Genomic DNA, 17,950 nt, shown 5'->3' with positions numbered 1-17,950 from the left:
TTGTCATTCCCCCGTTTATAATGAATTAAAGCGGGGTGAAGCAGGATGAGAGTGGACGGTGTTTTTTCCGGAGGTGGTGTGAAAGCTCTTGCCTTCCTTGGTGCGCTCGAAGAATTGGAGGAAAAGGGATATGCTTTCAAACGCGTAGCCGGTACATCTGCTGGTGCGATCTTAGCGAGCCTAACAGCAGCTGGATTTACTGCTAAAGAACTTAAAGAAAAGCTTAGAAATCTATCGTTTCTCGGTTTGGTCGATGTCCCTTTGACAGATCGGGTGTTTCCATTTATGAAATGGCTGTTACTGTATTACAGGATGGGGCTTTATAAAGGGAATCAGTTGGAAAATGTGCTGGAGGAATGGTTGAAAGAAAAGGGAGTCCGGACTTTTGCAGACATTCCGCCGGGAGCTTTAAAAGTGATCTGTTCTGATTTGACACTGGGGAGAATCATTGTCATTCCTGATGATTTGAAAAGCGTGTACGGTATTGATCCTGCTACATTTTCGGTGGCTAAAGCTGTAAGGATGAGCTCGGGACTTCCTTATTTTTTTATCCCTGTAAAAATTCATGGAAAACGGGGGAAGTCGATTGTAGTGGATGGTGGAGTTTTGAGTAATTTTCCTCTTTGGATTTGGGAAAAGCAGGACGGTTGTCGAACAAGGCCGGTGATTGGAATGAAGTTGAGTGATGAACCGGATAAACTCCCGGAACAAAGAATCAGAAATGCCATCCAAATGTTCCATGCCCTTTTTAAAACGATGCAGCAAGCCCATGATGCGAGATACATTTCAAAAACGCTGAGCAAGGACATTATATTCATTCCTGTCAGTGGGGTGGAAACGACAGACTTTGATATGACGGAAGAAGAAAAAGAAGCCTTAATGGAATTAGGGCGTGAACATGCCAATAAATTTCTGCGAAGATGGAGCAGGTAGAATCCATTCTGAAGGGAAACTGGAAGGGCAACCTCTAACAGAACGCAAAAATAAAAATCGAGCCATCAAAAAGTGGCTCGATTTTTTCCTTTGTTTTTACTTCCCTCAATAACGCGAAGTTGTGGTCCATTCGACCGTTTTTTATTTTTTTTGCCTAATGCTGAAGCTTTTGTTTGCGCTTTGGCTACAGGACTTTTCTTAATGGCTGGTGTAGGTTGTTTATATTTCTGCTTCGATTGTTTAACGGCTTGCTTATATTTTTTCATTTCATTTCGACTGCGGCCCCCCGATCCTCCAAACCCTCTGTTGCGGAGGAAGAAGAAGTAAATGGCCCCGTAGATGAGTGCTGCAATTCCGATCATCGTTACGATCGAAGTGAGAAAACCGGTCGTATTTGTGAATAGCTGAATACCAACAAAGAAGATGGCCAGCCCAATCAATGTGTAAATGACAGGAGTCATCCAATTACGCATGATATTTTCCTCCCTTCTCGTAGTGGTCGACTAAGAATATCTGGTTATTGAACTATACCCTGATTTCAACACTTTTCATCATCGGATGTGGTAGGTCGTTAGCGCTTATGTGTTATTTAAGATTGTTTCCTTTATAGATTAAAATATGCAGGGCCGTGGTATTTTTTGAGCATGATAATGATGTTTTCATAAACTCTTACCTTCTCGAGCCTTTTTTAAACAAGAATATTTTAAATGGGTTGGACTTTCATTTTACCTCATTTTTACATGAATCACTAGCCCATCTTTCTAAAAGAGCATGAAAAAAATGGGGTTGGTTAAAATGAAGGTAGAGGTGATGAAGATGGCTGAAAAACAACAGGATCAAAGACAACAAGAGCCACAGCAGAGTGTCATTGGGAAATCATTGATAACAGGTTTTACAGCAGGCGTATTATGGGGAGGGTTAGGAGCGGTCGCCTATTATTTTAATTTCACAGAGGTATCTCCTGCATCTTTCATATTTAGATCGTTCTGGCAGACGGAATGGACAGGGACATGGCTTGCTGAAGTGTTAGCTGTATTAATTCTCGGCTTATTATCGTTGGGAACTGCGCTTATCTACTACTTAATCCTGAAGAAAAGGAACGGGATGTGGCCTGGTGCAATCTTCGGGTTGGTGTTATGGGCAATTGTTTATTTAGTCTTGACGCCTATATTTCCTGCTATACCGTCTTTGATGGAATTGAACAGTGACACATGGGTAACGACCGGGTGTCTGTTCATTTTATATGGTGTATTTATCGGGTTCTCTATATCTTATGAGTACAGGGAATTCAACGAGACCATGAATTCTTATTCAAATCAAGGAAGAGTATGATAAACTTAAAGTGTATGACAATTTTGGAAATGGTGGGGTTTGTGAATGGGGAGAAAGAGACTGTTCTTAATCAATGGACCTAATTTGAATATGTTAGGGAAAAGAGAGCCGGGTACGTACGGTACAAAGTCTCTAGAAGATGTTCAGACATTGGTTGAACAAGCGGCTGCTGAGCAAGGGTACGAAATAGCTGCTTTTCAATCCAATCATGAAGGGAATCTCGTAGACTGGATTCAACGCGCAGAGGAAGAAGCAGATGGGGTCATCATAAACCCGGCCGCTTATACACATACGAGTATCGCTTTACGTGATGCCGTCAGTGCGATTTCAAAGCCAGTGGTAGAGGTTCATATTTCCAATGTTCACGAACGGGAAGCCTTCCGCCATACTTCAATGCTGGCACCGGTTTGTTCCGGTCAGATTGTTGGTTTTGGAATTGATGGTTATCGGTTGGCTGTGACAGGTCTCATCCAAAAGATAGAAAAGTGAAGGGAGAAATGATTCATGAGTAAACTTTCAAATTTAAGAAAAGCGATTGCTTCAAAAGAATTGGACGGACTATTGATCATGAGTCCAAAGAACAGAAGGTATATTTCAGGTTTTGTAGGTTCTTCCGGTGCTCTTTTAGTTACAAGGGAAGAGGCTTTACTTATCACAGATTTCCGATACACGGAACAAGCTGCTGAACAAGCGAATGATTTTAAGGTGATCGAACATAAAGATCCTATGCCTCAAACAGTGGCCGCTCAAGCGAAAGAACTTGGCTTGAAACGTATCGGGTTTGAAAAAGACCATGTCACGTATACACTGTTTGAAAAGTATGACGAGGTTCTGGATGCTGAATTAGTGCCTACATCCGGCATTGTTGAAAAATTACGCTTGATTAAGACGGATGAGGAGATTAGTATATTAAAGGATGCCGTTAAGATTGCTGATGATGCTTTCGAACATATTCTTGGTTACATAAAGCCTGGTGTGAAGGAAATTGATGTATCGAACGAACTTGAATTCTTTATGCGTAAACAAGGGGCAACCTCTTCAAGTTTTGATATTATTGTTGCATCTGGATCCCGTTCAGCTCTACCCCACGGAGTGGCCTCGGATAAGAAAATCCAATCCGGAGAGCTAGTGACCCTCGATTTTGGTGCCCTTTACAAAGGCTATTGTTCTGATATCACAAGAACTGTAGCTGTAGGTGAAATCAATGATCAACTAAAGGAAATCTATGATACCGTTTTACAAGCTCAAATTAAAGGTATGGAAGGAATAAAAGAAGGTATTACAGGCAAAGAAGCGGATGCACTGACACGTGATTATATAAAAGAAAAAGGGTACGGCGAATATTTCGGTCATTCCACTGGTCATGGAATTGGGCTGGATGTCCATGAAGGCCCCGGACTTTCCTTCCGTTCCGATGTCCCTCTTGAAGAAGGTATGGTTGTTACCGTTGAACCAGGGATCTACGTTCCAAATGTAGGTGGCTGCCGTATAGAAGATGACACAATCGTTACCAAAACAGGGAATGAGCGACTGAGCAAGTCGACCAAAGAATTGATCACGTTGTAATTAAAAGGAGGAAGTCAAATGATTTCAGTAAACGATTTTCGTACAGGATTAACAATCGAAGTGGATGGAGACATATGGCAGGTAATGGATTTCCAACACGTAAAGCCAGGAAAAGGTGCAGCTTTTGTCCGTTCGAAGCTTCGCAACCTGCGTAATGGGAATATTCAGGAGAAAACCTTCCGCGGTGGGGAAAAAGTGGAACGGGCTCATATCGAAAATCGTAAAATGCAGTACCTTTACGCTAATGGTGATATGCACGCTTTCATGGATATGGAAACATACGAACAGGTAGAAATTCCGACGGCTACTATTCAGGAACAGTTGAACTATCTGAAAGAAAACATGGAAGTGCAGATTCAATCCTATGAATCCGAAACCATCGGTGTGGAACTTCCGAAAAACGTTGAGCTGGAAGTTACTGAAACAGAGCCGGGTATCAAGGGAGATACGGCGAGTGGAGGTACAAAACCAGCTACCCTTGAAACAGGTCTTATTGTCCAGGTACCTTTCTTCATCAATGAAGGGGAAGTATTGGTCATCAGTACCACTGAAGGAAAATATGTTTCTCGTGCGTAATATACGCACAAAAGAACTTGTCCGAATGGGACAGGTTCTTTTTTTTACTCTGGTTAAGATATTTTTGATATGGAGGCCTTGAAACGGAGCGTACCAAGAGTGGGCGTGTTTATTGAATAAGTCCATTACAAAAGGAGGAACTTCTATAACATTGGAAGTTTCTTCTTTTTTTAGCAATATTGATGAAGGAGAACTGCACCCTCTATTATCATTGACAGCAGCAAGCTTCTACTGTTCAAGTGAAAAAAGGTGGAATCTCTCTTTTTAGTAATGGAAATACATCTGGATCAATATGATGAAAAGGCAATGGCTGAAAGGGTCTATGAAAAGCTCTATCATTTCTCTACTACCTCTCTTAAATTCTTCTAGTTTTATACCATTTCACTGTCATAAGCTTCTGGGAAGAACATACATATGAAGTAAACCTAATAAAGGAGCAGGAGAGGATGCAGGAGATTTTACGTTTATTCCCCCCCTCTATCCAACGCCTCTTAAATAGTGAGGTGGATTGGAAGAGCGTTCAGGAAATCCGTCTTAGAGTTGGACGACCGATAGAGGTGCTCATGAATATGGAGCATCACTCCATTCAACAGGCTGTTATGTCGATTGAGAATCTATCATTTGTGCTCAATCAAATCAGCCAGTTCTCTCTCTACCGCTTTAAAGAAGAGTTGAAAGAAGGGTTCATTACAATCGAAGGGGGTCACAGAGTGGGGCTGGCTGGAAAAACAAATGTGCTTGAAGACCGAGTGGAAACCTTAAAGTACATTTCTTTTATGAATATCAGGGTGGCCCGGTCTACGACAGGTAATATTGAACCACTCGTTCCCTATCTTTATCAGGATGGGCTTTGGAAGAGTACGATGTTCATTGGTCCTCCACATTCTGGGAAGACAACACTGCTCCGCGAATTGGGGCGTTTCATAGGTACAAGCCGGATGGATTATCATGCAGCGAAAGTGGCCATTGTGGACGAGCGTTCTGAAATTGCAGCGAGTATGAGAGGGGTCCCTCAGTTGGATGTTGGTTTCCGTACAGATGTAATGGATGCCTGTCCTAAAGCAGACGGTATGATGATGATGATTCGTTCCATGTCACCGGATGTACTGATCGTCGATGAAATCGGCGGGCAGAAGGATGCGGAAGCTTTAATGGAAGCGACCTATACAGGTGTACAAGTTTTATGCAGTATACATGGCCAAAGCTTATCCAATGTGAGAAAACGACCATCGGCTAAGCCATTGATTGATGAGAAGGTTTTTCAAAGATATGTCGTTCTGGACAAGTTGTCTCCTCAGGTAGAGAGCGCTTTCTGTGTATTGGATGAGGATGGACAAGTACTGCACCAAGGAAGGGGGAGAAAATCGAATGCAGTGGATCGGGGCCGTCATCGTAATGACCGTCACTACTTGGGCAGGGTTTGACTTAGCTTCCCGATTTAGAAAACGTCCCGGGCACATCAGACAGTGGAAGAACGCTCTTCAGATGATTGAGGCGGAAATGGTCTATGGTCAATCTTCTTTATTTGAGGTGTGTGAGAATTTATCAAATCACTTGCCCAAGCCTATTGTCCAATTTTTTGAAGGGATCGTGAATGAAGAAGGCGTGTGGGATGATTTCTACACTTTATGGTCAAAACAGTTGAAAAAACACTGGGGACAGAATGCCTTGTCAAAAAACGAATGGGAAATCCTGCTTCAATTCGGGAGGACTCTTGGACAGCATAATTTGGAACAGCAGCAAAAACAGATACAGTTAACCATCCACCACCTCGACCGTGAATTGAACGATGCCTTGGAAGTCGGAGATCAGTACCAGAAGATGGCGAAAGGAATGGGGATATTAGGAGGTCTGCTCGTCATCATCTTAATTATATAGGTCCATTAACGTTTAAAAGTCAACGGACAAAAAGGGGGAAGAGGCATTGTGCTTCAGGATGCAACGATATTATTCCAAATAGCTGGTGTAGGCATCATAGTCGCGATGATCCATAGCATTCTTAAACAAATGGGAAAAGAAGAAATAGCACAGGCCGTAACGCTGACAGGCTTCATCATTGTTCTGTTTATTGTACTCCACAGACTTGCGGATCTTTTCCAGCAAATCAAGTCAGTCTTCCTTTACCAAGGGTAGCTTATGGATATCATTCAAATCGTTTCTTTAGGATTAGTTGCGGCGTTATTGATTTTACTTTTGAAAGAACATAAATCATCGGTCGCTTTTCTTCTCCTTTTATTTACGGTTATCATCTTATTTCTGGCGATTCTTGACCAAGTGAGACACATTTTTACACTCCTCTCTTACATGGCAGAAAAGGCCCAGGTGGAGCCGGTATATTTTAAAACCATCCTCAAGATCATCGGTATTGCTTATATTGCGGAATTCGGTGCGCAACTGATCCGGGATGCAGGACTTAATTCCCTTGCTTCAAAAGTTGAGCTTGCAGGCAAATTGTTTATCCTCATGCTGGCTATACCGATTGTTACAGCTGTGATTGAGACAATTCTGAATTTCATCCCAGGGGCTTAAGGAAAAGGGAGGTTGCTATGAGACGGTTATTGTTCTGTTGCCTGCTCTTGATCGTGTTCTTGACTGCTCCGCAGACCGTAGCAGCCTCACCAGATCCGCCAGATTCGGGAGCGTCATTGCTTGATCATGTGTCTTTAGAAGAATTGGAAGGGAATTGGAATGAGTTAAACCAGCAATATGGGGAGTACCTTCCCTCCTATCAGACGAATAATTTTCGTGAATTTATTCAAAATGAAAGCTCTGTGGAGTCTTCAGACTGGTTCTCAGGTATACTTGAATTCTTTTTCCACGAATTGCTTCTCAACGGAAAACTGCTCGCATCGTTACTGTTTTTGACATTATTCAGTACTCTGCTTCATTCCGTTCAATCGGCATTTGAAAACTCTGTTGTCAGTAAGATTGCTTATATGGTCGTGTATCTGGTGCTGCTAACATTAGCACTCGAAAGTTTTAGACAAGTGATTGATTACACACTCGATGCTATTGAGCGGATGAGCAGTTTTATGATTGGACTGATCCCACTGCTTCTTGGGATTATGGCTTCTTTCAGTCATTTGATGTCCATCTCCTTCTTTCATCCGATTATTATTGCACTCGTCCAATCGAGCGGTTTACTCGTCAAATACCTGCTCATTCCATTGTTCGCATCATCTGCTCTGTTACTCATCGTAGGCAGTTTGAATGAAACGTATAAAGTCGATCAATTGGCTGAACTTTTGAGAAAGACTGGAATGGCTGTTATGGGTGTGTTTTTAACTATATTTCTTGGTGTCATTTCAGTTCAGGGGACGGTTACGGCCGTGCAGGACGGAATTACCATGAAAACCGCCCGTTTCGTCACTGGGAACTTTGTCCCGGTTGTGGGCAGATTGTTCACCGACGCCACAGACACCATTCTCGGTGCATCGCTCGTCTTGAAAAACACATTAGGCATCGCGGGTGTTGTTATATTACTTGGAATAGCCATTTTTCCTGCGATCAAGGTCCTGGCTATTGCTATCATCTATAAAATTGCAGCTGCCCTTCTGCAGCCGCTTGGGGATGGCCCGATTATACAGGCGATGGATGTAGTCAGTCGCCATATCTTTTATATCTTTGCTGCTCTTCTTATGGTTTCTATGATGTTTTTCCTCGTCATCGTGATTATGGTGGCGGCAAGTAACATTACAATGATGGTCAGATAGGGTGGTGGGTGTGGAATATTTCATTGAATGGATAACGAAGATCGTTCTTTTCCTTTTATTGGCCATGATGGCAGATGCCCTTCTTCCTTCAGGGGTCATGAAAAAATATGCCAGGCTCGTCATGTCAATTCTGCTTCTCCTAATCTTTCTAGGGCCTCTTCTGGAGATTCTGAATGTAGACCCAGACCGTTTAGTTCAGAAGGCAGATCAAACGATGCAGCAGCAAATGGATGCTGAAATTTTTGATGAAAATGTAGAATCCAAGAAAAATGAAATACTCGAAGGACAAGATGCATATAAATTAGAACAAGTTACCACGGCACTGGCTGCCGAAATGGAAAAACCCTTGCTGGAAGACCATCAGCTAGTTCTCGTAGACCTTGATCTGAGCTTCCATCAGCAGCCTTATAGCTTGGAGACGCTGGACAAGTTGACCCTCACACTTTCTCGTGAAGAACAAACGGATGCGGTTGAAAATGTAGAAATCTCAATCATGGGCCAAGAGGAGTCCGATGAGGCGAAACAAGACCCGGAATTGATGAATTGGATTGCTGACTATCTTGACTTGAACAAAGACCAAATCATTATCCGCTGGGAGGATGAGGATGAATAAATGGTGGAACAAGCTGACCGAACCTCTCACAAACAAAGAGGGACGGAAGCTGAATAAAACAAAGTATTTGATCGCGCTCGGCATTATCGGCGTCTTGATCATATTGACCAGTAATTGGTTTCAACCCAATGATCCACCGGCACAAGGAATGGGTGAAAGTACCGGACAGACACCTTCCAATGGGGAAGGGGCAGCTGCACAAGCACCCGAAATGACGGATTCAATTTCCCAGTTGGAAACGGAATATGAGAAGCAGCTCAAACCTCTACTTGAAAATATTCAAGGAGTAAGCGCTGTAGACATAATGATCAATCTCACATCGACACATAAAAAAGTGTACGATAAAAATTTGATCGTCGCTAAACAAACCACTAAGGAAAATGATAAGAACGGAGGGGAACGAGAAATTGAAGATCATTCTAGAGAACAGCAGTTAGTATTAGTCCGCCAAGGTGATCGCGAAGTTCCGCTGCTTACCCAAACGTCCAAACCGGATGTGAGCGGGGTTTTCGTAACAGCTGAGGGGGTCGATCAAATGCAGGTGAAAGCTTGGGTGGTGGAGGCTGTCTCTAGAGTTTTGGATGTACCGACACACAGGATTTCTGTTTTGCCTAAACAATAAGGAGGGGTTACTTTGGTGAAAAAACAAACGGTTTGGCTGTTGACAATGTTGAGTCTCTTAATTGTTCTAAGTGTGTATTACATGACATCTCCTGATAATGGGGAAATGGCATTCATTCAGGAAGATGAATGGGCAGAGATTACAGAAGGTGCCAAGGGAGAAGACGGGGTGGAGACGACAGGCGATGGTACTGTCATCTCACAAATCTCAACGGATGAACTATTCTCCGCCATCCGCTTGGATATGCAGAACCAGCGCGATCAAATGCAGGAGCAATTATCCGAGATTGTCGCTTCCAGTGACTTCACTACAGAAGAAAAAAATGAAGCACTAGAAAAAATGGAAACGATCAAAGCCAATCAATCTAAAGAATCCATTATAGAAAATACAATCCGCGCAAGCGCTTCTTATGATGATGTCCTAGTAAGAGCCGAAGACGAAGTTGTTCACGTCACGGTTAAAGCAGGAGAACTATCCAAAGCAGAAACCAACCATATCATTCAAATGGTTTCTGATGAATTCGGCCAAAAAGAAGTCCAAGTACAATTCCAGCCAGCAAGTTGAAAACAAAACAAAAGTCTCGCTCTTTACCTTTAAGAGTGGGGCTTTTGTTTTGTTTATTTACTAATATTTGGTCTCCTTGGCAGCGAATAAAGGTGTCTGAAAATGTACTGGTAGAGGAAGTTTTTCAGTATGAAGAAAGTCATAAACTTCACCAAATAAAGGATAATGGAAGAATTTTATGTAGGGGGAAGAGAAGAAGCCCCCTATGCCCCTGATTTTCAGGAGGGTAGGGGAGTCATTTATTTATCTAAATCAGTACTCTGGAATATGGGAGTATATATGGAAGGAAGGGGGGATTATGTAATAGTTGTCGGAATATTGATCTGAGTTGTTCTTGCGCCGAGTTGCAGGGAGGTGGTGATGTATAATAGAATATGAAGAGGTATTAGTACCAGTTTATAAAAAGTAACTTTACATAAGAGGGGTGCCACAAATGCTAAAGGTACAAGAAATCAGAGAAATCATTAAATTGATTGATCAATCCAATATCGATGAATTTTCTTATGAAGCAAATGGAACAAAAGTCCAAATGAAGAAACAAAGCGGACAGGTCGTAACGGAGCCTGTTCAAGTCCAGCAACCTGCACAAGCACAAGCGAAGCCGGAGCCGAAAGCAGAGGCTGTGGAAAAAGCACCAGAACAAGAGGCAAAGAAAGAAGCAGCAAGCGAAGCTCCACAAGCACAAGATAGTAGCGCAGACTACGATGCAGAGGTGAAATCACCGATGGTCGGTACTTTCTATGCATCTCCTTCACCTGAAGAGGATGTTTATGTGAAAGTTGGAGATTCTGTCAAGGAAGATTCAGTCGTTTGTATCGTTGAAGCAATGAAATTATTTAATGAGATTGAAGCGGAAGTTTCAGGAGAAGTTGTTGAGATTCTCGTTAAAGACGGTGAATTAGTGGAATATGGTCAGCCGTTGTTCCGTGTGAAGTCTAAGTAATCGGGGGTTTGAGACGTTGATTAAAAAAGTTCTGATAGCAAACAGAGGAGAAATCGCAGTCCGTGTCATCCGTGCTTGTAAAGAGTTGGGGATAGAAACGGTTGCTGTGTACTCCGAAGCCGATAAGGAAGCATTGCACGTCCAAATGGCTGATGAGGCTTATTGTGTGGGGCCGACACTCAGTAAAGACAGCTACTTAAATTATACAAACATCATGAGTGTAGCGACACTTACAGAAACCGATGCCATCCACCCAGGATACGGCTTCCTTTCTGAAAATGCAGAGTTCGCAGAGATGTGTGAAGAATGTAATATTACCTTTATTGGTCCGTCCTCTTATGCAATCCAGAAGATGGGGACCAAGGATGTTGCGCGTGAGACGATGCGTGAAGCGGGCGTGCCAGTCGTTCCAGGATCCTCCGGCATTATCAACGGTGAAGAAGAAGGGCTGAAAGTGGCTGAAGAAATCGGCTACCCAGTCATCATCAAGGCAACGGCCGGGGGTGGCGGGAAAGGGATCCGCGTAGCCCGCAATGAAGAGGATTTGAAAAAAGGAATCCGCATGACTCAACAGGAGGCAGAAACAGCATTCGGAAATCCTGGTGTCTACATTGAGAAATTCATTGAGGATTTCCGCCACGTTGAAATTCAAGTGCTGGCAGATAATCATGGCAATGCTGTCCATCTTGGAGAGCGAGATTGCACCATTCAACGCCGCCTTCAAAAATTGATTGAAGAAACGCCATCCCCCGCTATTTCTGAAGCCATGCGTGCGAAAATGGGAGACGCAGCTGTAAAAGCAGCTCTTGCCGTCAACTATTCTGGAGCAGGAACAGTGGAGTTCATTTATGACAAGGAAGATGAATCTTTCTACTTTATGGAAATGAACACACGAATCCAGGTAGAACACCCTGTCACAGAAATGGTGACCGGAGTCGATTTGATTAAAGAAATGCTTTATATTGCAAATGACGAAAAGCTTTCTTTCAAACAAGAAGAGATCACGTTTGAAGGCTGGGCCATCGAATGCCGGATTAATGCCGAAAATCCTCACAAAAACTTCATGCCGTCTGCCGGGAAGATCGATATGTATCTTGCTCCAGGTGGTCTTGGTGTGCGGGTGGATTCTGCAGCCTACCCGGGTTATATGATTCCCCCTTATTACGACTCTATGGTTGCAAAACTGATTACTTACGGTCGGGATAGAGATGAAGCCATCCGTCGTATGAAGCGCGCACTTGACGAATTTGTGATTGAAGGGGTCCATACAACCATCCCGTTCCATCAACGGATGATGGAACATGAAGTCTTTGTCGGTGGGGACTTTAACACGAAGTTCTTAGAGAAATATACTATAATGAAGGATGAATCATAAAAGGAGTGGTCATTGTGAGTGATAAGCAATTGTTGAATGTGACAGATGGATCGACATTAGGTAACATCGAGATTGCTCCTGAAGTTATCGAAGTGATCGCTGGAATCGCTGTTTCTGAAGTGGCTGGCGTAGCTGCGATGAGGGGTAACTTTGCCTCTGGTGTCGCTGAGCGCTTAGGAAAGAAAAACCACGGAAAAGGCGTAAAGGTAGAGCTCACAGAAAATGGCATATTGATTGATGCTTATGTTGTAGTGGATTATGGAATTTCGATCCCTGATACAGCGCAGAAAATCCAGTACAATACAAGGCAGGCGCTTAAAAACATGACAGCACTGGAGATAAATGAAATCAACGTTCATATCGTCGGTGTTCAAATGGAAACAGGGAAAGAGGAAGAAGTAGAAGCAGAAGAATTGTAAGAGTTATCAGAAAGGGAGCTTCTCCCTTTCTGTTTTTTTATTTTTCAGGCTCTGCTTATGTGCTTTTAAATTAGATTTTTGTTTGAAAAAGACGGAGGCCTTCAATAAAGCTTGGTCGAGAAGTGCTGGGGAAATCTCAAGGGTGTTTCTTCTTGAAGGTTCACAAAATTTTGCAGTCACTTGATTACAATGGCTTTTATCAAGCTAAAATGTTATTATTCTAACGGATATTACCTTAAAGGAGAATGAAGATGAAACGACGTACAGCACGTGAAAAAGCTTTTCAGGCGCTTTTTCAAACGATTACGAGTGAGATCGATACTGATGAGGCGATTACTCATGTAATCGAAGGTGAGGAAGTGGACGAGTTTTTATATGACTTAGTCCATGGTGTGATAGAACATCATGAAGAATTGGATCAATGGATCTCTAATAATCTTGACAACTGGACGCTTCCACGTCTGGCAAAAGTGGAAAGAACTGTATTACGTATGGCGGCTTATGAAATCAAGTACAAAGAAGATGTGCCTTCACAGGTGGCTATTAATGAGGCTGTAGAACTTGCGAAGATTTTCGGTGAAGAAGAATCCGGCAAGTTTGTAAACGGCGTATTATCCAAAATGGTTTAAACAATGAAGGGGGAAACGGGAAATGGCAGCAGAAGTAATCTATGGAAAACAACTGGCTGAAGATCTTCGTCAAGAAATGAAAGAAGAAGTTGGTGAGCTCCATGCCAAGAATATCCGGCCGAAATTGGTCGTCGTTATTCTGGGGGAAGACCCTGCTTCAATGTCTTACGTGAAGGGAAAGCAACGGGCTTCTGAAAAAATCGGAATGGATTCTGAACTGATTGAATTACCAGTAGAAACTTCTGAGCATGATCTTTTGGAGTTGATTGATAAACTGAACCAGGATGTAACTGTCCATGGGATCCTTGTTCAATTACCTGTCCCGGACCATATTTCTGATCAAAAAATTATAGAAGCGATTCACCCTGAAAAAGATGTCGATGGCTTCCATCCAGCGAACGTAGGGAAGATGATGACCGGTCAGGATACCTTTTTCCCGTGTACTCCTTATGGAATCTTGGTTATGCTCCAAAGAGCAGACATCACCCTGGAAGGAAAGCATGTCGTGATTATCGGCCGCAGCAATCTGGTCGGAAAGCCTGTCGGACAACTGCTTCTTAATGAGAATGCCACGGTTACACACTGCCATTCGCGTACGAAAAATCTCCAAGAACATACGAAGCAGGCAGATATTCTTATCGTTGCTGCAGGTAAACCAGCGTTAATTTCCGGCGAAGACATTAGAGAAGGTGCTGTAGTTATTGATGTCGGGGTTAACCGTGTCGATGGTAAATTGACAGGAGATGTGGATTTTGAATCGGCCAAAGAAGTAGCTTCCCATATTACTCCCGTACCTAAAGGAGTCGGTCCTATGACCATTACTATGCTCCTTCACAATACCATCAAAGCAGCCAAACGAATTCATCAACAGTAAGGAGGGTTTGGTATGCAGGACCAGTATTTAACGGTTACCGCATTGACGAAGTATATCAAGCGGAGAATTTCCGGAGACCCTCATTTAAAAACCGTATGGTTGAGAGGCGAAATTTCTAACTTTAAACATCACAGCCGGGGTCATATGTACCTTTCGTTAAAAGACGACCAGGCTAGGATCCAGGCTGTAATGTTCGCGGGTAGTAACCGTGCTCTTAAATTTCAGCCTGAAAACGGGATGAACGTCCTCATCAAAGGTGAAGTGAACGTTTACGAACCGATGGGTCAATACCAGCTGTACATCAAAGAAATGCAGCCGGATGGAATCGGCGCCCTGTACTATGCTTTTGAGCAATTGAAGGAAAAACTAGAAAAAGAAGGCTTATTTTCGCCGGACCGTAAAAAGCCTCTCCCTACATACCCTAAGCATATTGGAGTTATTACATCCCCGACAGGAGCTGCCGTAAGAGATATTTTGACTACGATAAAAAGACGCTATCCGATTGTTCCTGTCACTGTTCTGCCCGTTCTCGTCCAGGGGGAGCGGGCAGCGTCTTCTGTAGTCAACGCTATCCAGTACGCAAATGAACATATGGATTTCGACGTGCTGATTGTAGGTCGTGGCGGTGGTTCCATAGAAGATTTGTGGGGGTTTAATGAAGAAGAGGTTGCACGGGCAGTTGCGGCCTCTGTCATACCGGTCATTTCTGCGGTAGGGCACGAAACGGATACGACCATCAGTGATTTTGTAGCGGATATCAGGGCTGCGACACCCACGGGTGCAGCTGAACTTGCAGTCCCATCCATTACTGAACTGCAGGAGCAGGTGAAGAGTGTTAAGCACCGTCTTCGCAGGGGTATGGAAGTGAAAAAAACAGAAGGTGAACAGCAATTGCAGCGTCTGAAAAAGTCTTACGCCTTCAAGTTTCCAGAACAATTGATGAAGCAAAAGGAGCAGGATTTGGACAGAATGCTCGAACGTATGGCCATCCAGATGAAACATCATCATAAGAACAACCATGTGTACTGGAGAAATCTTACCCAGCGTCTCCGTCAACAAGGACCAGGCTTAAAGATTAAAGAGGGGTCAGATTCTTTAGAGCGCGAAACGACCCAATTGCAAAAAAGGTTTGAAGCCCTTCTTCAGCAGAAAAAAGAACGTTTTTACATGAACGTAGATAAACTGACTTTAGTCAACCCTTTAGAAATTATGAAGCGAGGCTTTGCCGTCCCGTTTGATTCAGACGGAAATGTTATTAAAAGTACGTCTCATATTGCGAAGGATCAATCCCTTTCTTTAAAAATGAAGGACGGCGTTGTCGATTGCCGGGTGATGGATGTAAAGGAGGATGAACATGACAGATAAGCAGGAAACTGTAAGCTTTGAAGAAGCAATGAAGCAGTTGGAAGAGATTGTTGAGAAATTAGAAACAGGGGAGGTTCCCTTGGAGAAAGCCATCCAGTATTATCAGGAAGGCATGAAACTTTCTAAACTCTGCAGTGAAAAACTGGGGAGTGTGGAAAATCAAATGCAGCAGATTATGAACGAGCACGGAGAGCTCGAACCTTTCTCTGTTCAGGAGGAAGAGTAGCCCGTGCACTTAACTGATTATTTAAGTGAAAAAAGAGATCGCGTCAATCAACAATTGGAAATGCTTGTCCGAGACTACACTCTACAAGGACGGCTCCGGGACTCTATGCTGTACTCGATTCATGCGGGAGGAAAAAGGTTACGTCCAATTCTTCTCCTAGCTACCGCTCAGGCTTTTAGCGTTTCTGAGGAAAAGGTGATCAACGTCGCTGCTGCTCTCGAGATGGTTCACACATACTCTCTTATCCACGATGATTTACCGGCTATGGATAACGATGATCTTCGAAGAGGAATGCCCACCAATCACAAGCAATTTGATGAAGCAACGGCTATTTTGGCAGGAGATGCATTGTTGACTCTCAGCTCCCAAATTATAACGGAAGATCCTCTATTAACTAATGCTGAACGTGTATACCTGGTAAGGGAATTGACCCGGGCCAGCGGAGCAAGAGGAATGGTCGAAGGCCAGATGCAGGATATGCTTAGCGAAAATTCACAAATTTCCTTAGATACTTTAGAGAATATTCATAAGAATAAAACCGGCCAACTTCTCCGGTATTCCATTTTAGCTGGTGCCTATCTCGGCGGAGCCGCAGACAAGGCGCTTGAAGAAATGACGACAATGGCAGAAGCTCTGGGGCTGGTTTTTCAAATCCAGGATGATATTCTGGATGTGACCGGTGATTCAGAAGTCATTGGCAAGCCTGCAGGCAGTGATGAAGGAAATCTTAAGAGTACCTATCCTAAACTCTTAGGTTTGGATGGTGCGATCGCTCAAAGGAATAAGTACGTGGAAGTCGCCCAGCTCGCATTAAAAAATGCAGGAGTGGAAGGAACAACCCTATCCCAGCTCATTCACTACCTTAGTTCCCGTGATCATTGAAGCTAATGATTTCGATTGAGCCAGCTGACAAAATGTGATATATTATGATTACAAAAGGAATGGTGCAGTATTCTAGTCGGCCCTCCGTTCCTGAAGGCGGGCCTAAAAATCCGCCGAAGGGCACATCGATGAAGTTCCTTGTGTTGGCTTGAGGCGCCCAGCCTTGGGTCGATGCTGGGAGTTAAGGTCGCAGGGCGATCCACAAAGGCATGTGGGCGTTGACCCTGCTTCCGCGGAGGCCCATTATTGTAATGGCATCTGAGCCAGATGCTGTTATGAAATGGGGTATGAACCTGCAGCATATGGAGTGAAATCTATATGCGCAGCGTAGCCTGCCTTGAGTGGTTCTTGAGGGGATTATAGTCAGTGAGCTTCAAGCAGCTTCAGATGGCCACTGAGGTGTTGTAGCGGAAACTATATGAAATCAGAACTGCAAAAGAGGCTAAGGAACGGCCAAAGGCTGTCGGGGAAATCCCCTAGACTGTTCCCAGGACATGATTCAAGAATTATAGTGCGGACTAAGTGGCAATCTAGTCCAGCTTCCGGAGACGGAGCTGAGCCGAGTTTAAAGGGGAACCGCCAGAATGGTGACATTCGGTACTCGGTTGGGAAAACCTACTAGACCTAAGCCGCAATTTTTACTTGAACCATGACCATTCCTTTCCTTACATAGGACACGTCAATTAAGTGATATAGAGGGTATATATGGATAACAAATTAAAAAAATCTTTGAAATTCAGTTTGAGTATCGCCGTTATCACATTCGTGTTAGCGGCTATTTTTTCAGTTATATCTAATTCCGTCTTAAGCGGAGTGATATGGATCATCGGCCTCGTCATTGTATTGATTATCGTCTTTACGGGCGTGATCTTCGATATGCTTGGTATTGCTGCCACAGCTGCTCAGGAACAACCTTTTCATGCGATGGCTTCAGAAAAGGTGAACGGAGCGAAAGAAGCGATCGCTATAGTCAGAAACGCAGATCGATTCGCTAGTTTCTGTAATGACGTAATAGGGGATATATCTGGTATAGTTAGTGGTACGGCGTCAGCTGTTGTAGTCATCCAATTGGCTAATACGTTCGGCTATAGTGAAGGATCTACAGTACAAATTGTGATCTCTGTGATCTTAACAAGTGTCGTAGCCGCACTTACCGTAGGTGGTAAAGCGCTTGGGAAGTTTTTCGCCATCAATCGATCAACGGATATCATTTTCTTCGCGGCAAAGGTCATTGCTTGGTTAGAAAAACGTCTGAAAGTAAGAATAGTAACAAGTGCTCCATCGCCCACTAAAAAATCAAGATAAATACAAGGGGGTC

24 protein-coding genes are annotated in these 17,950 nt (G+C 43.5%); 23 read left to right on the top strand and 1 reads right to left on the bottom strand.

The window, feature by feature from the left end:
* The first annotated feature begins 45 nt into the window (after window positions 1-45).
* Window positions 46-933 (top strand): patatin-like phospholipase family protein, encoded by an 888-nt coding sequence (locus ACXADE_RS12875; RefSeq protein WP_474980864.1) that lies wholly within the window; start codon window positions 46-48, stop codon window positions 931-933.
* Window positions 934-998: 65 nt separating this feature from the next.
* Here the strand turns inward: ACXADE_RS12875 and ACXADE_RS12870 are convergent, their stop codons facing one another.
* Complete coding sequence (locus ACXADE_RS12870; RefSeq protein ID WP_474980863.1) at window positions 999-1,406, bottom strand: SA1362 family protein; 408 nt, start codon at window positions 1,404-1,406, stop codon at window positions 999-1,001.
* A 343-nt stretch (window positions 1,407-1,749) separates the two neighbouring features.
* Here ACXADE_RS12870 and ACXADE_RS12865 point away from each other — a divergent pair, with 343 nt between their 5' ends.
* From ACXADE_RS12865 to ACXADE_RS12760, 22 genes are all read left to right on the top strand, one after another.
* Window positions 1,750-2,265 (top strand): YqhR family membrane protein, encoded by a 516-nt coding sequence (locus tag ACXADE_RS12865; protein ID WP_474980862.1) that lies wholly within the window; start codon window positions 1,750-1,752, stop codon window positions 2,263-2,265.
* A gap of 45 nt (window positions 2,266-2,310) precedes the next feature.
* Window positions 2,311-2,754 (top strand): type II 3-dehydroquinate dehydratase, encoded by a 444-nt coding sequence (gene aroQ, locus ACXADE_RS12860; protein ID WP_474980861.1) that lies wholly within the window; start codon window positions 2,311-2,313, stop codon window positions 2,752-2,754.
* 15 nt (window positions 2,755-2,769) lie between these two features.
* Entirely contained in the window at window positions 2,770-3,831 is a 1,062-nt protein-coding gene (locus tag ACXADE_RS12855) for a M24 family metallopeptidase (RefSeq protein WP_474980860.1), read from the top strand.
* An 18-nt stretch (window positions 3,832-3,849) separates the two neighbouring features.
* A complete protein-coding gene (efp, locus tag ACXADE_RS12850) occupies window positions 3,850-4,407 on the top strand; it encodes an elongation factor P (RefSeq protein ID WP_474980859.1) in 558 nt (185 codons plus the stop codon).
* Between the two features lie 446 nt (window positions 4,408-4,853).
* The gene (gene spoIIIAA, locus ACXADE_RS12845; RefSeq protein WP_474980858.1) at window positions 4,854-5,831 is read left to right on the top strand and encodes a stage III sporulation protein AA; all 978 of its coding nucleotides are present in this window, start codon (window positions 4,854-4,856) and stop codon (window positions 5,829-5,831) included.
* The gene (gene spoIIIAB, locus ACXADE_RS12840) at window positions 5,776-6,285 is read left to right on the top strand and encodes a stage III sporulation protein SpoIIIAB (RefSeq protein ID WP_474980857.1); all 510 of its coding nucleotides are present in this window, start codon (window positions 5,776-5,778) and stop codon (window positions 6,283-6,285) included. Before spoIIIAA ends, spoIIIAB begins: the two co-directional genes overlap by 56 nt.
* 48 nt (window positions 6,286-6,333) lie before the next feature.
* Entirely contained in the window at window positions 6,334-6,540 is a 207-nt protein-coding gene (gene spoIIIAC / locus ACXADE_RS12835) for a stage III sporulation protein AC (RefSeq protein WP_008637060.1), read from the top strand.
* Window positions 6,541-6,543: 3 nt separating this feature from the next.
* Window positions 6,544-6,936, top strand: a complete 393-nt coding sequence (gene spoIIIAD, locus ACXADE_RS12830) for a stage III sporulation protein AD (protein ID WP_474980856.1) — start codon at window positions 6,544-6,546, stop codon at window positions 6,934-6,936.
* A gap of 17 nt (window positions 6,937-6,953) precedes the next feature.
* The gene (spoIIIAE, locus tag ACXADE_RS12825; RefSeq protein ID WP_474980855.1) at window positions 6,954-8,120 is read left to right on the top strand and encodes a stage III sporulation protein AE; all 1,167 of its coding nucleotides are present in this window, start codon (window positions 6,954-6,956) and stop codon (window positions 8,118-8,120) included.
* A 10-nt stretch (window positions 8,121-8,130) separates the two neighbouring features.
* Complete coding sequence (spoIIIAF, locus tag ACXADE_RS12820; RefSeq protein ID WP_474980854.1) at window positions 8,131-8,733, top strand: stage III sporulation protein AF; 603 nt, start codon at window positions 8,131-8,133, stop codon at window positions 8,731-8,733.
* Window positions 8,726-9,355 (top strand): stage III sporulation protein AG, encoded by a 630-nt coding sequence (gene spoIIIAG / locus ACXADE_RS12815; protein WP_474980853.1) that lies wholly within the window; start codon window positions 8,726-8,728, stop codon window positions 9,353-9,355. The genes spoIIIAF and spoIIIAG overlap by 8 nt, the downstream gene beginning before the upstream one ends.
* A gap of 15 nt (window positions 9,356-9,370) precedes the next feature.
* Window positions 9,371-9,919 carry a SpoIIIAH-like family protein gene (locus ACXADE_RS12810; protein ID WP_474982227.1) on the top strand — a complete coding sequence of 183 codons (549 nt, stop codon included), beginning with the start codon at window positions 9,371-9,373 and terminating at the stop codon, window positions 9,917-9,919.
* Between the two features lie 165 nt (window positions 9,920-10,084).
* The gene (locus tag ACXADE_RS12805; protein ID WP_474980852.1) at window positions 10,085-10,246 is read left to right on the top strand and encodes a hypothetical protein; all 162 of its coding nucleotides are present in this window, start codon (window positions 10,085-10,087) and stop codon (window positions 10,244-10,246) included.
* 106 nt (window positions 10,247-10,352) lie between these two features.
* Window positions 10,353-10,862, top strand: coding sequence for an acetyl-CoA carboxylase biotin carboxyl carrier protein (accB, locus tag ACXADE_RS12800; RefSeq protein ID WP_474980851.1), 510 nt, complete (start codon window positions 10,353-10,355; stop codon window positions 10,860-10,862).
* 16 nt (window positions 10,863-10,878) lie between these two features.
* The gene (gene accC / locus ACXADE_RS12795; protein WP_474980850.1) at window positions 10,879-12,237 is read left to right on the top strand and encodes an acetyl-CoA carboxylase biotin carboxylase subunit; all 1,359 of its coding nucleotides are present in this window, start codon (window positions 10,879-10,881) and stop codon (window positions 12,235-12,237) included.
* A 14-nt stretch (window positions 12,238-12,251) separates the two neighbouring features.
* Window positions 12,252-12,656, top strand: a complete 405-nt coding sequence (locus ACXADE_RS12790; RefSeq protein ID WP_474980849.1) for an Asp23/Gls24 family envelope stress response protein — start codon at window positions 12,252-12,254, stop codon at window positions 12,654-12,656.
* Between the two features lie 251 nt (window positions 12,657-12,907).
* On the top strand, window positions 12,908-13,285 hold the full coding sequence (gene nusB, locus ACXADE_RS12785) for a transcription antitermination factor NusB (protein WP_474980848.1): 378 nt from the start codon (window positions 12,908-12,910) through the stop codon (window positions 13,283-13,285).
* A gap of 22 nt (window positions 13,286-13,307) precedes the next feature.
* On the top strand, window positions 13,308-14,159 hold the full coding sequence (folD, locus tag ACXADE_RS12780; RefSeq protein ID WP_474980847.1) for a bifunctional methylenetetrahydrofolate dehydrogenase/methenyltetrahydrofolate cyclohydrolase FolD: 852 nt from the start codon (window positions 13,308-13,310) through the stop codon (window positions 14,157-14,159).
* Between the two features lie 12 nt (window positions 14,160-14,171).
* Window positions 14,172-15,524: an exodeoxyribonuclease VII large subunit gene (gene xseA, locus ACXADE_RS12775; protein ID WP_474980846.1), complete on the top strand. Its 1,353-nt coding sequence runs from the start codon at window positions 14,172-14,174 to the stop codon at window positions 15,522-15,524.
* Complete coding sequence (locus tag ACXADE_RS12770) at window positions 15,514-15,750, top strand: exodeoxyribonuclease VII small subunit (protein ID WP_474980845.1); 237 nt, start codon at window positions 15,514-15,516, stop codon at window positions 15,748-15,750. Before xseA ends, ACXADE_RS12770 begins: the two co-directional genes overlap by 11 nt.
* A gap of 3 nt (window positions 15,751-15,753) precedes the next feature.
* Window positions 15,754-16,632, top strand: a complete 879-nt coding sequence (locus ACXADE_RS12765) for a polyprenyl synthetase family protein (protein ID WP_474980844.1) — start codon at window positions 15,754-15,756, stop codon at window positions 16,630-16,632.
* 705 nt (window positions 16,633-17,337) lie between these two features.
* Window positions 17,338-17,937: a hypothetical protein gene (locus tag ACXADE_RS12760; RefSeq protein ID WP_474980843.1), complete on the top strand. Its 600-nt coding sequence runs from the start codon at window positions 17,338-17,340 to the stop codon at window positions 17,935-17,937.
* Window positions 17,938-17,950: the final 13 nt, after the last annotated feature.

It is taken from the genome of Halobacillus sp. ABR2_026 (assembly GCF_056158545.1).
Note: the sequence above shows the minus strand (reverse complement) of the source record. Positions and strands in the feature narration are given on the sequence as shown.